Genomic DNA, 13812 nt, shown 5'->3' with positions numbered 1-13812 from the left:
ATGCGTTCAGAAACTTTAGTTGTGGATGAGCGAAACGTTGAATTTACTTTAAGAACCCATCCCTTGAGAGCATTTGGACGTGTTGCGTTCCCCGAACCGGATTTGTTTATTGGTAGGAGTCCTCGTTGGGAACAGGAGCGCCTAATTACATGGTTAGAAAACTATGGTCATTTGCTCTGAGTAAAACTTTCGTATAACAAACAATTTAAGAGTGATTCAGCACGCTTGGCATTTTTGGTTTGGGTTGAGTTCAGTGATTACGGTGCCCAAATTGAGTGTAGTGGTTGCGTGCTTCACACCTTAATTGGGCGTTATATTTCTCTTCTGTACCTTTGTATGTAATCATAGCTTTATGATATTTCCATTATTATGATTAAAGTCATGATAAAAATATGCATCATATGGAATAATTGCTCCTAAGTGAACTAAATATAAAGGCTTACTAATGGATATTGTTTCAATTATTAATTATAAGGGTGGTGTTGGTAAAACCACTGTAACATCTAACTTAGCTGCTCAATTAGCTTGGGAAGGTAAGAACGTTTTAATTCTTGATATGGATGCTCAAGCTAGTTTGACATTCTCTTTTATGACACCTGATTACTGGGATGAAGAACTAAAAGAAGATCATACTATTAAGAATTGGTTTGACTGCGTTAGTCAGGGAAACCCAACTATGCCATTGTCCGAGTTGACCATTAGACCATATGAGGTGAATAAGCGTTTAAGTTCCCATAGAGGAAATATTGATATCATCTCTTCGCACCTTGGGTTGATTAATGTTGATTTGGAGTTGGCGACATTATTAAGTGGTGCTAGTCCAACTCAGACAAGAAAAAAATACTTAAAAGTTCATGGTAAATTACGTGAGGAGCTATTAAACCTAGCGGAAGAAAATAGTTATGATATCGTTTTGATTGACTGTCCTCCAAATTTTAACATTGTTACTAAAAATGCACTTATTGCATCTGATAAAATATTGATTCCAGCAAAGCCTGATTACCTATCAACACTAGGTATTGATTACTTAAAGAAAAGTGTAGATGCACTTATTGAAGATTTTAATTGGTATGCTTCTAAAGATGAGGACTACGAAGAAGTTTCTCCCGAATTTATGGGTGTAGTGTTTACAATGATTCAAATTAACTCAGGAGTTCCAATTGCAGCGCAGCGACAATATATTGCTCAAACTAAGCGCTTAGGCGTTCCGGTTTTTGATTCTATATTCCGTGAAAATAAAACGATTTTTGCTGATGCTCCTCGAAATGGTGTGCCTGTGGTGCTAAATCATTATTCCAATAACACTCACTCAGAAGTCGTTTCTGAGATTGAAGACTTTGTGGCTGAGTTTACAGAAGCGTTAGGTGGTGACTATGAGTAATCAGAAACTATTTGCAAAGTGCTTTTCTAAGCTGGAAAAAGCTATCAGCTCATTGAGTGAAAGTGAATTTGAAGCACTGATGAAAAATGATTTTTCAATATCAATTGATATTTCAGATAAACTCTCCAAGCAGAGTGATAATAGTAAGAAGCAGACGGTTGTAGTCATTGATGAAGAGTTGCTAAAACAAGTAAGTGGGCTGTTAGATAATGCTACAAGTCGAGAACTAGGTCTTGAAATTGTTAACCAGCACTTTAAAAACAAGAAACAGTTAGAAATGTTCGCTAAGTATATTGATGTTGCTTTTCAAAAAAGTGACAGGATTGATTCTATCAAAGAACGTTTAGTTGATGCGACCGTAGGGGCGCGATTACGTTCGAGTGCTATTCAAGGCAAAGAAATATAACAATCTGTTTAAGAGTGATTCGGCACGCGTGGCATTTTTACTATGCGTTGGTTTTAGTGATTAAGGTGGTATGCGGGAGCATCGTATTGCGTGCCTCACACCTTAATTGGGCGTTAGTACGGGTTTGACATCAAAGGTTATAAGTTTTGGTGTTAATCTGTTTTGGCGCTCGTCTTTACACCTTAAAGTTAGTGCCTTTCACGTTCTTTCCGGTGGCACTATATGCGGAGTATTCGCTTTGATTTCACTGTTTACGGCTTCTAACTCTTAGCCTATTTCTGTGGCGCTTCTTCTCTTTCGTGGTTTTTACTAAGTCAGAATTGTCTTTCTTTGGTGTTGCCGTCGAAGTGCGAGGAACGAATCCTTTTCTAATTTGAGGTCAGTACAGGTAGGGGAGTTCAGTGCGTTTTTCTTCTAGCCAACTCTCGTCTCTTAACCGAGTTTAAGTTTTGTAGCTGCCCGTCTCACTTCAGTGTTCAAAGCCTTTCATATCATCTCAGTTTTCAATATCTTGGAGCGCATAAATAGAAGTAGCGCATGTACTAACAAATTGCTTAAGAGTGATTCGTAACGCGTGGCATTTTTACTTTGCGGTGGCTTAGGGTGATTAAGGCGCTGTGCGGTAGCTTTTGTATTGCGTTACTCACACCTTAGCAAGGCGTTAGCTTTCATGGCACGAACAAGCGGCAACTATTCAAAATTATCAATAGTGCATGGTATACACTAGATTTTATTTCGATCTAATTCAGTTAGATAACAAAGAGGTATTGGTTTCTATATGACTGAAGTTCAAAAATTCGATTTTGTTGAGCATGGAAGAAATGCAAGGGAAGATTTTTCTAAAATCCGTAATCAGTATGAGGGTCTAGCTACCGCAATCAAACTGATTATCGAAAATGCTCTTGAACATGAAAAATTGCTAATTCACTCAATCGAAAGCAGAGCCAAAGATCTTGATAGTTTTGAAAAGAAGTGTCTGAAACCGAGCAAAACTGATCCAGAAAAACCAAAATATGATAATCCACTAGAACAAATAACAGATTTATCAGGTGTACGGATTATTACCTTCTTCTTGAAAACCGTTGAAGATATTCAAGTAGTGCTTGAACGAGAATTTGACATAATTGAACGCATTGATAAATCGAGTATCTTGCAGGAAGAGGAAAAGTTTGGTTATCAAAGTGTGCATTTTTTGGTTAAGTTGAAGTCAAATAGAGCCAGCTTGCCAGAATATCGGCTTTGTAATGACTTGGTATGTGAAATTCAAATTCGAACAATTTTGCAACACTCATGGGCTGAAATAGAACACGATATCCAATATAAGTCAGTAGCAACAATTCCTTCATCCATTAAGCGAAGATTCATGGCGTTAGCTGGTATGTTAGAAGTCGCCGACAGGGAGTTCCAAGCTATACAAAAAGAAGACTTGAAGCTTAGAGAATCCGCAAGAAAGTCATTGAAGAAGGGTGAGGTGAAGGGTATCGAAATTACACCCGATGCTTTAAAAGCATACTTGGACAAGAATTTTGGTCGTGATAGTCGAATAAGTCCTTATGGTTATGAGTTTACAGCTAACATGCTCAAGAGGCTTGGATTTAGTTCTTTCGAACAGCTTCAAGAGTGCTTTGTTGGTTACGATGCAGATGAAATAAATCGTGTTATCTATGGAACAAGACAAGGGCAGCTAACGCGATTCGAAATGATCCTCTTAGCTAGTATGGGGCAGTATTACATAGATCACCATCCTTGGGTTTCAAGTGATTGGCATACAGATATGTGTAACCGACAAATTGAAGCTTTGACTAAAGAGGGCATTGATATTGGTAGCTACATTCCCAAACAGAAGTCATAAAGAAAGCTAACAAAGCATTTAAGAGTGATTCCCAACGCTTGGCATTTTCAGTTCAAGGTTGGGTTTTGTGTTTACGGTGGTATGGTTAAGGTTTGGTGGTAGCGTTGCTCACACCTTAATGCGGCGTTATACGCTTTGAGGAAACAATCAAATATGAACAAATTAATATTCAGAGTTTGTGACGAGAATAGTCCGTATTTGTTTGATCTTGAGAGGTTATTTCAAAGTGAATGGTCTGACTTTTCGTTTGCAGCCACCTACAAACCTGAATTTGAGCTTCCTCCTGTTATTGTTGCCCTGAGAAACAATGAGGTAATCGGTGGTTTGGCATATTCTCGCTATCAAGAGCCACATGGTATTTCAGAAGTAGTGTGGTTTAATGCAGTTTATGTATCACCAAATTGGCGTGGTCAGGGTATTGCGAGTGAACTGATTAATCGAGGTGTTAGCCAAGTAGCAGCAACAACTCAAAGTAATCTGTATGCTTACACAAATGTACCACCGTTGTATGAGTCTTTAGGCTGGTCAGTGGTTGACATTGAAAGTGAGCCAAATCATAGGGTTATGAAAGTTCAGTTGTAGTGTCACCACACGTATAACAAAGCATTTAAGAGTGATTCCCAACGCTTGGCACTTTTCATTCCAATTTTGAGTGCGGTGTTTACGGTGGTATGGTTGGGTTTCGCGGTAGCGTTGCTCACACCTTAATGCGGCGTTATACCGCAATCAGTCATCTAACCTTTTCATGGCTTTACGGTAAACATCGCTACGTTCGCGCTTTCCAACTGCTAGGACGGTTACAATGATCACATCGTCTTCAACTTTGTAGACGAGACGGTAGCCCGATTGACGCAACTTAATTTTATACATGTTGTCAGCTCCAGACAATTTTGAAGCCGGAACATGTGGGTTATCTAAGCGCTCGATTAGCTTTTTCTTAAATTGTTGTTGCAGAGTAGAACCAAGCTTTTTCCACTCTTTGAGGGCGCTCTTTTTAAAGTCGAGTTTATAGGTCATCAATATTTACCGAAATGCTCTCTTCAGATTCACGCTCTTTAGCGATAGCGAGTAGTTCAAGATCTTCGAGTCTGTCCATCATCATTTCGTACGCTTCGGCAGGTACGCAATAAAATGCTGGTTCATTTCGGTTTAATACAGCTACAGGTTCGCCGTAAGCACTAGTTGCAACTTTCATAGGGTTAGCTTTCAACTCAGTAATGCTTGCAGCAACATCGGCTAAAATTCTAGTGGTCATATAATCGGTCTCTTAAGTGGTCTTTATGTTGGTCATTTTAGCCTCAACCAAGCGGTATAACAAGTTGTTTAAGAGTGATTCGCAACGCGTGGCATTTTTACTATGCGTCGGTTTATGTGTTTAAGGTATAATGCGGAGGCTAAGGTATTGCGTTGCTCACACCTTAGCAAGGCGTTAGGCATCTTTTCGAACCTAAGGGAGTAGGTATGTCGAAATTATTAGTTTACTTAACTGCGCTATTCTTTTTGCTCTACGGAGCTATTTTTGCAGTGTTCCCGGTAGAAATGGCAAACTTAATTACAGGCTCAAGCCCTAATTCTACCTCAGCGACTATTGATTTTAGGGCTACGTATGGTGGTGCCCAGTTTGCAGTCGGTCTTGCTTTGATACTCGTCCTCAAGATTAAGCAAGATGTAACTTTGGCTTTAGTCATTGTAGCTATTACATTGTTATCTATGGCGTTTGGTCGTCTAATTGGTATCTTGCTTGATGGTCAACCTAATACACTAATGTATGTTTATTTAGTTGCAGAGTTACTTTTTGGGTCATTGGCTCTATACCTCAGAAAGTCAGAGGCACCGGAAGCCAATGCCTAACAAACTGTTCAAGAGGGATTCGCAACGCGTGGCATTTTCACTATGCGTTGGTTTTAGTGTTTAAGGTGGTATGCGGCTGCTTCAGTATTGCGTTGCTCACCCCTTAACAGGGCGTTATAAAGATTAGGAGACTTTCACGATAAATGGACTTAGTTGTTGAGTTACTAAAAAGTGGTGATTACTGGATTGCGATTGTTGTAGTGATCGTAACTATTGCTATAAATGCTCCTAGAGTAACCGAGTACTACTTCTTACTTAGAAAAAATAGAATGGCTCAGATTTTATCTGCTTTACAAGAACCGAGTGTTTCGGAAGAACTAAAGACTCATTTGAAAAATGAGCTCGATATTGAGTGTTTTAAAGGTATTCATGGTATCCGCGTTAGTCTCCCAATGTTAAAAGCAGTTTATGTACTTAATGAAAGGGTTGGGGCGACGGTCTCTTTCAGACATGTCTTGAAAACAGTCCAACTTTTACCTGATATTTCAGATGTAGAGCTTTTGTCGTACCGGATCAGATTAAATATCCTAGATAAGGTTATTGCTTCTTATAACCTGGTGTTTGGATTGCTCATAGCTGGCTTTGGGTTCATAACATTTTTACTATCGATTTACTCCATTGTCACTGGATTTGAGCCAAGCCTTCTTATTTCTGGTGTTATCTTCCTACCATTAGGTTTTTACATGCTCAATGATGGCAGTGCTTTGTTTTCTGTATATCACATCAATAGAGCACTCAATGACTATGAAAAGGCAACTGAGAAAAAATCTTTATAACAAATTGTTCAAGAGTGATTCGGCACGCGTGGCATTTTTACTATGCGTTGGCTTTAGTGGTTAAGGTGTTATGCGGGAGCTTAGGTATTGCGTGCCTCACACCTTAACAAGGCGTTATACAAATCAGAAAATTAGGAGTTAGTAAATAAATGGCTAGGTTAAAAGTATTTGTTTCTTCAACTTGTTACGACTTGAGTATAGTTAGGTCACAAGTACGCAGTTACGTGAAGCAATTGGGTCATGACCCAGTGATGAGTGACTATATGGAAGTACTATATGATCCACGAGAGCATACCCATAAGAGCTGTATCCAAGAAGTATCTGGTTGTGATGTGGTCGTTTTAATAATAGGTTCTCGATTTGGCGGTAAAGGAGTTCCTGCTGCATTTGATGGCATCGATTTTGACGCGCTGAATGAAAAGAGTAAGAGTACCAGTGTGCTTCAAATGAAAGAAAAACTCTCAGTAACACAATTGGAGATTTGTAAGGCAATTGAAGATAATATTCCAGTTTTTACTTTTGTAGATGATCGAGTTCTTCACGATCACTTAGTGTACGAAACTAATAAAAATAGTGAAGCTATAGACCATATAAAGTTCCCTTCAATTGAAAAGCCTGAAAGTGCAAAATATATTTTTGAGTTTATTAATTTCCTAAGGCATAGAACAGAGGGTAATAGTGTTAATGGTTTTTCAAAAGTAGAGGACATCAATCAATATTTAAGTAGTCAATGGTCATCCCTATTTCAACGGTTGTTACATGAACAAAGAAATAAAGAGGCTGAACGAAAGAGAATTGATTATTTTGCTAATCAAATTGCAGACTTGAAAGCAGCAGTAATGAGTTCTATACAAACTCCAGATCTAAGGCTCACTGCGAGTGGTGCAATTAGGTTTCGCAGGTTGATTGACTTTGTTCGCTCTATTGAAATACAAGACTACCACCATATTATCTTGTCTAATTGCACTTGGGATGATTTGCTTCGCTCCGCAGATATTGTAGATGTCAAGGAAATACCGGGTAAAGGCGGAAGTATTGTAAATCGTTCTGGTGCAGCGTTAATTCGTTCCGATGGCACTTTCTATGAAACTAGATTTCCATATCGCTTGTATCAGGACTTAGCGCTAGAGTGGGGGAGCTTTGTTGAATTAAACCAAGAGTCTCGTTCTGCAATTATAGAGGCTGTTAGTGAAAGTTCATTCCGAGGTCCGATGGCTGCAAGAAAAGTAAATAAGTCTTTTGATGATCTGTATAACAAAGATGAATTTGAAGCCAAAGAGTCGTCGTTAGAAGACGATGACGTAGAATTTGTATAACAAACTGTTTAAGAGTGATTCGCAACGCCTGGCATTTTTGCTATGCGTTGCGTTTAGTGTCTAAGGTGGTATGCGGAAGCTTCGGTATTGTGTTGCTCACACCTTAACAGGGCGTTAGCAAATTTATTCGACATCTAACTCACATGGAGGAAAAGTAAGTGGAAACAGATAGAGATTCGATTATCCAATCGCATAGGCTTGCAAGCCCGGGTCTTCGGTATTTAGGACAAATCATTGATGGTGCAATAAGTGCCGCAATATTCATTTTCTTTCTTTGGCTCGGCACATTAATTGGTTTATCCCAAGACTCATCTGGCTTAATCGCCTTTTCTGCCGCTGCTTTTTATTTCCTACTTTCTGATGGTTTCGCAAAAGGTCAAAGCCTTGGTAAGAAGCTACTAGGTATCTCAGTTATAGACTCAGTTACTGGAAAAAGTTGTAGTTTTCCTCAGTCATTTTTCCGCAATGTTTTGACACCAATAATCGGCATGATTGACGCGATCTTTATTCTAGGTAAAAGAAGACAGAGATTAGGTGACAAACTTGCGAAAACAATCGTTGTAGTAAATTAGCTAACAAACTGTTCAAGAGGGATTCGCAACGCGTGGCATTTTCACTATGCGTTGGTTTTGGTGTTTAAGGTGGTATGCGGCAGCTTAAGTATTGCGTTGCTCACCCCTTAACAGGGCGTTAACTGGCGCAGAAAATATGAAAGCACAATGATACAGTTTCTAGGTTCAGAGATTTAGCGTGTTCGGTCGGTTTCCTTAGCTGAGCTAATGCGACTAATTTCAGTTTGATACTTAAGTTTACTGATGTGAAAGGCGGCACAAAGCCTTCTAATAATATAAGGCATTCGCGATTAGTTCGGCGAACTTACATCGCCGAAGTATGGTGTTGTGAGACGTATTTCAAACTAAAGATAAACGGTAATTTTTTGGTTAAATACATATTTGAGTTAGCTTTGCTAATTAATTAGCAAAACGAGCTTTGGCGAAAGTGGCTGAAAGATCGGCGAAAACTGAAAGGCGCTCAGTTAACAAACTGTTCAAGAGGGATTCGCAACGCGTGGCATTTTTACTATGCGTTGGTTTAAGTGTTTAGGGTGGTATGCGGCGGCTTCAGTATTGCGTTGCTCACCCCTTAACAGAGCGTTATGTGCTTATAGGAATAATGTATTCATGTCAGCAGAAGAGATAATGAACTTAGCGAAGAAAAAACAGTACGAGAAAGCCTACTTCGTTGGGAAAAAATACCTAGAAAAGAGTCCGAGTAACGCCGAAGTAGTTGAGGCGCTGAAAGTTGTCTCTTCAGATCTTAGGTCGAGATGCATGGATTTAGCATATAAAAAGGCAGATAACACTTCAGCCTATTTTAAGGTGGCAAGCTTGTTAGAAAAAGTGAATCAACTTACAAATCAAGATCTTTACGGTAATGTGATAATCCCAGATTAATGTACAAAACTGGGCACTCACTATACGGTGATGCATCGTTCAGAAAAGATATGAGAATCACTTAGCCGCGCACATAACAAACTGTTTAAGAGTGATTCGCAACGCGTGGCATTTTTACTATGCGTTGAATTTAGTGATTAAGGTGGTTTGCAGCGGCTTCGGTATTGCGTTGCTCACCCCTTAGCAGGGCGTTATACGATATATGGTGGGGTTATATCTATTGCAAACTTATATTTAATTGTTACTATGTTGTTAATCGTTTGCGTGGTCGTTTTTATCTAACTTTTTAACCCAAACCAGGAAATAGCATGTTCAAGAAGAACGATTTTTCAATTGAAAATGGTCAGCTAAAGGTCAAAAAAGATAGTTACCCGATAAGCAAGATTCGAAGAGTTCGGGTTGTCGAGAATGAGCTTGTTTCTCATGCAACGAAGTCTGTAATCATCTCTCTCATTGTCTCAAGTATCCTTTGGTTATTTGAGCCGTTTGCTACACCTTGGGGCTTTGACCTCAATGTAGGGATAATAGCGTTTATAATCACGTTTCCAGTGGTTTTACTTGTATCCTATTTCAAATCAAAGTATCAGCTTAAAGTTGAATTTGACCATTGCAATGAAGTTGGAGTTCAATGGATTTCAATTGCTAACGGTAGAACCGCCCAGGAAGCTAAGTTATTCAAAGATATTGAAGAAAACTTAGTCCGCAATATCGTATAACAAAGCATTTAAGAGTGATTCGCAACGCGTGGCATTTTTGTTATGCGTTGCATTTAGTGTTTAAGGTGGCTTGCGGAAGCTTCGGTATTGCGTTGCTCACACCTTAATGCGGCGTTATGCGACCCAGAAATAGGAGTTTCGAGTGGAAGAAATAATTGATCAGTTAGTTGCCAGGGCTATGAAGTATCTGGTAGCAATTCAAGTATTCGAGTGAAGATGGGGGCATTAACGGGTAAGGCGATTATTCGTAAAAGTGCCTATTCAAATACTTTTGTGGTGTCTACTCATACTTGGACTCAGCTTATCGCTTTGACGCTGGTGCTTTTTTCAATTCTATCGTCGCTTTTTAGTCAGTGGGGACAGCCAGAGTTAAGTGGCGCAATGTGGTTTAGCTTTTCGGTTGGCATTCCCGTAGTGATAATGGGTTTTGTATCCGCAATTATTGCTGAAATTCATTTGCAGCCCGTCCGCCAGATCGTAAGAATGGCAAATTCAAAGCTATCATCACCAGTCGCATAGCAAACTGTTCAAGAGGGATTCACAACGCGTGGCATTTTTACTATGCGTTGGTTTTAGTGTTTAAGGTGGTATGCGGCGGCTTTGGTATTGTGTTGCTCACCCCTTAACAGGGCGTTATGCATCAAGGAGAACCTCATGCGATTAGCAAGTATCGAAGAAGATTATTGGCGACTACGAAATGGGGAGGAATCCCATCGCAATAATCCAGAAACGTTTTGGATTCCAACTCTAGATGCTCGTAAGTCGCTAAAAATTGGTGATGCAGGCAAAATCATCTTAGAAATTGAATTTGAGGATGAAAATGGTGATGTTTATGTTGAATCTGAGAGAGGTTATGTCATCGTCTCAGAATTAGTGTCAGATAAATTTATTGGTATCTTAGACTTTCAACCAAGTTGTATTGAGCCTGATGAGTCAGGTGTGTATCTCGGTTTTGGCGTTGAAATACCATTTTCAGTTGAGCACGTCATCGACATAAGCCGACCGCCTCAAAGCTATATTGATTGGCAATTGGGTCAAAAACCCGAGAGACGCTGGTCGCGAAATTGATGCATAACAAAGCATTTAAGAGTGATTCCCAACGTTTGGCATTTTTGGTGTAATCGTTGGGCTTTGTGTTTACGGTGGTAAGGTTGAGTTCCGTGGTAGCGTTGCTCACACCTTAATGCGGCGTTAAGTATATTTAAGTAGGTATGTTCGGTGATATTTTTTCTCAAATTAACAGTGTATCCACGCAAGAACAATACTCATAGTGTTCAATCAGAAGGTGCGTATGCAGCATGTTGGATTAATGCGAGTGACAGTACGAGTGCATTTATAAAAGCAAAGTACTTAATTGAGAGGGATGAATGGACTATTGAGACATTGGAAATCGATCCGTTTCCTATCTCCAGAGGTATGATTCAAAAAAGTGATTTTCACGTAAAACACTATGATTTAGCAGTTAATGATGGACACTCTATCTATTATTTTGCATGGAGCAAAAATGTAGAAAAAGAGACGGAGCTTGTACTTGAAACTAGGAACAAGCTAAACAAAAAGAAGTTCTATAGTGGTCGTAGTTCTGTATTAAGGAAAGGCTACTGCTTGCATCCAGACTCAGAGTCTTGTTGTAACCAAATTATCAAAGCGCATTCTATTCAAAAAAATCAGGCTCTATCAGCAATTGCTGTGGATAGCCATATATATCAACTTTCTAGAAGTTCGCTTTCTTCGAAATCATCAGCAGTTCAATATCAAAAAGAAGGTATAAATAAGGCATCAGTATTTCGTGGTTTTTGTAAGAAGCATGATAATGAGTTGTTTGAGGAAATAGATAACAATATTTTATTTCCCACAGAACATCAGGTATTTCTCTATGCATACCGTTCTATATGTAAAGAGGTGTTTGAAAAAAATAAAGCATTGAATATTCTTAATGAGGCAATCTCCGCTTTAGAGCCTGATTGTGCTGAATGGAAATTTATAAATGATTTACTCCAAGGTACAAAATATGGCTTGGATAATTTGATTAGAATTAAGAGCATTTACGATAATACACTGATAAACAAAACTTATAATGATATGAAATTTGTTATTTTTAAGTGTAGCAGTAAACCCAATATGGCATTTTCTGGGCTAATATATCCAGACTTTGATTTCATGGGCAATCAACTTCAAGACCTAGCCGACACGCAAGCTCAGCTGTCTCTTGTTACTGCATGTTCTGCTGCGATGTCTGATGGTTGGGGATACTTAATAGCATGGCACACTGAAGGTGGTGCTGTGGGCGATACTTTCATACAGAGTCTTGCTGAGGTTATTAACTCTAGCCAGTGTGTTGAGGATGCTCTTTTTCGATTCATTATTTCATCATGTGAGAATCATGCTTTTTCACCGCTCTGGTGGGAAAGCATAACTAGCTATCATCAAGAGGCTATTACACAAAGAGTTGGTGAAATGATTGAGCCAATGGCTCCTGTTCCGAACGACTATCTACGGTATGGTTTAGAGGGTATTGTAGATTGGTCTTTTGAAGAAGTTTTGACTAATTTGGAACCATATACTTAACAAACAATTTAAGAGTGATTCAGCACGCTTGGCATTTTTGGTTTGGGTTAAGTTTAGTGATTAAGGTGTTCAAATTGAGTGTTGTGGATGCGTGCTTCACACCTTAATTGGGCGTTAGTCGCCAGAAAAAGCTAGCAATCAAAATCATGTTCCTAAGCTTAAAATTTGGCTGATGATTGTTTGGTATACAGGTTCGTCGTCGGTGATCAAAACTAAGTTTCAGCTGTTTTAAGTCCAAAGTTTTGGAAGTGTCCTAGCGGTAGTTTTGTTCTTTGGTGCTGACAGAGCAGGGCAATTGAGAGTTTGTTTTTGGTTGCAACTCCGCACGGTGAGTTTGTTGGTTCAAAAGCAGATCTACTCGCTGAAAAGTCGTCTTCTCTGGTGTGGTAAGTTCTACGTGGTTTCAGTGACTTTGTTGAAAGTTCGCACTGTGAGATTGGTTTTCCAAAAGCGCTTTTTGGTGTTGTCAGTTCGTTTTCTGCGGCGCTGTTTTTTCTAAGTGGTTTCATTGAGTAGCTGCTTTGAGACTACGCCTGACTGAAATGCATCAAAGCACATAAAATTTGTTGTTTGCAAAATTTAGTTCGGCTTAAAATTGTCGCTCGGTGCCTCGCGACTAACAAACTGCTCAAGAGGGATTCGCAACGCGTGGCATTTTTACTATGCGTTGATTTTAGTGATTAAGGTGGTTTGCGGCGGCTTCGGTATTGCGTTGCTCACCCCTTAACAGGGCGTTAGAGTGCCGAGTTCAGCATAGGAGTATAGTTTATGGATAAACACATCGTTGTTTTAGGCGGTGGTGGTTGGATGATGGGAGAAAAACACAGCAAATTAGACCGTTATGCACTTGATCTTACGGGCAAGCGTGATCCAAAAGTTTGCTATCTTCCTACAGCAACTGGTGACGCAGAAGAAGCTATTCAACGTTTTTACGATTCAGGTCTTAGTTGTAATTTGACCCATTTTCCATTGTTCAAACCAGACTCCAATTGGCGCACAAAGCTGCAAGAGCAAGACGTTATATATGTTGGGGGCGGTAATACCCGTTCAATGTTAGCTATCTGGCGAGAGTGGGGCATAGATACAATACTCAAAGAATGCTACGAAAATGGTGTGGTATTGTGCGGTATGAGTGCAGGGGCTATATGTTGGTTTGACTTAGGCATCACCGACAGCAATCCTGAAGAATATACAGTTATTGACGGCTTGGGTTTCGTGCGTGGTCTAGCCTCAGCTCATTTTAATGGCAGTGATGAAAAGGCTGACTTATTTTCTGATTTTTCTCAAAATAACAGTAGTGTACCGTGCTATGGTATTAGCGATTATGCCGCCCTGCACTTTATTAATGGTCAATTATATCAGACGGTTACTAGTAAATTTGATGCAAAAGTAACGTTCGAAAATGCACTCTAACAAACTGTTTAAGAGTGATTCGCAACGCGTGGCATTTTCACTATGCGTTGCGTTTGGTGTTTAAGGTGGTTGCAGCAAC

The 13812-nt window shown here is 39.5% G+C and carries 15 protein-coding genes and 1 pseudogene; 14 read left to right on the top strand and 2 right to left on the bottom strand.

The annotated features are described in order from the left end of the window. Positions 1-445 precede the first annotated feature (445 nt). The 4 genes from J4N44_RS09765 to J4N44_RS09740 all read left to right on the top strand — a co-directional run bounded on the left by J4N44_RS09765 (position 446) and on the right by J4N44_RS09740 (position 4221). Positions 446-1381 carry a ParA family protein gene (locus tag J4N44_RS09765; RefSeq protein ID WP_074050582.1) on the top strand — a complete coding sequence of 312 codons (936 nt, stop codon included), beginning with the start codon at positions 446-448 and terminating at the stop codon, positions 1379-1381. Further along, positions 1374-1787 (top strand): hypothetical protein, encoded by a 414-nt coding sequence (locus J4N44_RS09760; RefSeq protein ID WP_074050581.1) that lies wholly within the window; start codon positions 1374-1376, stop codon positions 1785-1787. Before J4N44_RS09765 ends, J4N44_RS09760 begins: the two co-directional genes overlap by 8 nt. A gap of 778 nt (positions 1788-2565) precedes the next feature. Beyond that, on the top strand, positions 2566-3639 hold the full coding sequence (locus tag J4N44_RS09745) for a GTP pyrophosphokinase (RefSeq protein ID WP_074050580.1): 1074 nt from the start codon (positions 2566-2568) through the stop codon (positions 3637-3639). A 153-nt stretch (positions 3640-3792) separates the two neighbouring features. Next, complete coding sequence (locus J4N44_RS09740) at positions 3793-4221, top strand: GNAT family N-acetyltransferase (protein ID WP_252044377.1); 429 nt, start codon at positions 3793-3795, stop codon at positions 4219-4221. 144 nt (positions 4222-4365) lie between these two features. On the opposite strand, the gene J4N44_RS09735 is transcribed toward J4N44_RS09740, so the two are convergent. Together J4N44_RS09735 and J4N44_RS09730 are read right to left on the bottom strand one after the other, a co-directional pair. Further along, the gene (locus J4N44_RS09735; protein WP_005377002.1) at positions 4366-4656 is read right to left on the bottom strand and encodes a type II toxin-antitoxin system RelE family toxin; all 291 of its coding nucleotides are present in this window, start codon (positions 4654-4656) and stop codon (positions 4366-4368) included. Further along, complete coding sequence (locus J4N44_RS09730; protein WP_005377003.1) at positions 4646-4894, bottom strand: type II toxin-antitoxin system Phd/YefM family antitoxin; 249 nt, start codon at positions 4892-4894, stop codon at positions 4646-4648. Before J4N44_RS09730 ends, J4N44_RS09735 begins: the two co-directional genes overlap by 11 nt. Positions 4895-5100: 206 nt before the next feature. Between J4N44_RS09730 and J4N44_RS09725 the strand changes: the two genes are divergently transcribed. The 10 genes and pseudogenes from J4N44_RS09725 to J4N44_RS09625 all read left to right on the top strand — a co-directional run bounded on the left by J4N44_RS09725 (position 5101) and on the right by J4N44_RS09625 (position 13733). Continuing rightward, positions 5101-5490, top strand: a complete 390-nt coding sequence (locus J4N44_RS09725) for a DUF4345 domain-containing protein (RefSeq protein ID WP_074050579.1) — start codon at positions 5101-5103, stop codon at positions 5488-5490. Between the two features lie 143 nt (positions 5491-5633). After that, a complete protein-coding gene (locus J4N44_RS09715; protein WP_045604826.1) occupies positions 5634-6266 on the top strand; it encodes a hypothetical protein in 633 nt (210 codons plus the stop codon). A gap of 149 nt (positions 6267-6415) precedes the next feature. Further along, complete coding sequence (locus J4N44_RS09705) at positions 6416-7582, top strand: DUF4062 domain-containing protein (RefSeq protein WP_029811084.1); 1167 nt, start codon at positions 6416-6418, stop codon at positions 7580-7582. Positions 7583-7740: 158 nt separating this feature from the next. Next, positions 7741-8154 (top strand): RDD family protein, encoded by a 414-nt coding sequence (locus J4N44_RS09695; protein WP_114321754.1) that lies wholly within the window; start codon positions 7741-7743, stop codon positions 8152-8154. Positions 8155-8763: 609 nt separating this feature from the next. Beyond that, positions 8764-9036 (top strand): hypothetical protein, encoded by a 273-nt coding sequence (locus J4N44_RS09680; RefSeq protein WP_045132854.1) that lies wholly within the window; start codon positions 8764-8766, stop codon positions 9034-9036. 308 nt (positions 9037-9344) lie between these two features. Further along, positions 9345-9752: a hypothetical protein gene (locus tag J4N44_RS09670; protein WP_005448070.1), complete on the top strand. Its 408-nt coding sequence runs from the start codon at positions 9345-9347 to the stop codon at positions 9750-9752. A 142-nt stretch (positions 9753-9894) separates the two neighbouring features. Next, positions 9895-10271: pseudogene (locus J4N44_RS09660) on the top strand (hypothetical protein). Positions 10272-10406: 135 nt separating this feature from the next. Beyond that, positions 10407-10820 (top strand): hypothetical protein, encoded by a 414-nt coding sequence (locus tag J4N44_RS09650; RefSeq protein WP_252044372.1) that lies wholly within the window; start codon positions 10407-10409, stop codon positions 10818-10820. Between the two features lie 150 nt (positions 10821-10970). Beyond that, a complete protein-coding gene (locus J4N44_RS09645) occupies positions 10971-12320 on the top strand; it encodes a hypothetical protein (protein WP_252044371.1) in 1350 nt (449 codons plus the stop codon). Between the two features lie 768 nt (positions 12321-13088). After that, entirely contained in the window at positions 13089-13733 is a 645-nt protein-coding gene (locus tag J4N44_RS09625) for a Type 1 glutamine amidotransferase-like domain-containing protein (RefSeq protein WP_061065168.1), read from the top strand. The last annotated feature ends 79 nt before the right edge of the window (positions 13734-13812 follow it).

It is taken from the genome of Vibrio sp. SCSIO 43155 (genome assembly GCF_023716605.1).
GTDB classification, from domain to species: Bacteria; Pseudomonadota; Gammaproteobacteria; order Enterobacterales; family Vibrionaceae; genus Vibrio; species Vibrio harveyi.
This window is presented reverse-complemented; position numbering and strand designations above follow the sequence as displayed.

What these genes read in the sequence shown, in the direction of transcription:
- J4N44_RS09760 (WP_074050581.1), top strand. Translation starts at nt 1,374, where the DNA reads ATGAGTAATCAGAAACTATTTGCAAAGTGCTTTTCTAAGCTGGAAAAA.
- J4N44_RS09625 (WP_061065168.1), top strand. Translation starts at nt 13,089, where the DNA reads ATGGATAAACACATCGTTGTTTTAGGCGGTGGTGGTTGGATGATGGGA.
- J4N44_RS09730 (WP_005377003.1), bottom strand. Translation starts at nt 4,894, where the DNA reads ATGACCACTAGAATTTTAGCCGATGTTGCTGCAAGCATTACTGAGTTG.
- J4N44_RS09680 (WP_045132854.1), top strand. Translation starts at nt 8,764, where the DNA reads ATGTCAGCAGAAGAGATAATGAACTTAGCGAAGAAAAAACAGTACGAG.
- J4N44_RS09650 (WP_252044372.1), top strand. Translation starts at nt 10,407, where the DNA reads ATGCGATTAGCAAGTATCGAAGAAGATTATTGGCGACTACGAAATGGG.
- J4N44_RS09705 (WP_029811084.1), top strand. Translation starts at nt 6,416, where the DNA reads ATGGCTAGGTTAAAAGTATTTGTTTCTTCAACTTGTTACGACTTGAGT.
- J4N44_RS09745 (WP_074050580.1), top strand. Translation starts at nt 2,566, where the DNA reads ATGACTGAAGTTCAAAAATTCGATTTTGTTGAGCATGGAAGAAATGCA.
- J4N44_RS09670 (WP_005448070.1), top strand. Translation starts at nt 9,345, where the DNA reads ATGTTCAAGAAGAACGATTTTTCAATTGAAAATGGTCAGCTAAAGGTC.
- J4N44_RS09740 (WP_252044377.1), top strand. Translation starts at nt 3,793, where the DNA reads ATGAACAAATTAATATTCAGAGTTTGTGACGAGAATAGTCCGTATTTG.
- J4N44_RS09725 (WP_074050579.1), top strand. Translation starts at nt 5,101, where the DNA reads ATGTCGAAATTATTAGTTTACTTAACTGCGCTATTCTTTTTGCTCTAC.
- J4N44_RS09765 (WP_074050582.1), top strand. Translation starts at nt 446, where the DNA reads ATGGATATTGTTTCAATTATTAATTATAAGGGTGGTGTTGGTAAAACC.
- J4N44_RS09735 (WP_005377002.1), bottom strand. Translation starts at nt 4,656, where the DNA reads ATGACCTATAAACTCGACTTTAAAAAGAGCGCCCTCAAAGAGTGGAAA.
- J4N44_RS09715 (WP_045604826.1), top strand. Translation starts at nt 5,634, where the DNA reads ATGGACTTAGTTGTTGAGTTACTAAAAAGTGGTGATTACTGGATTGCG.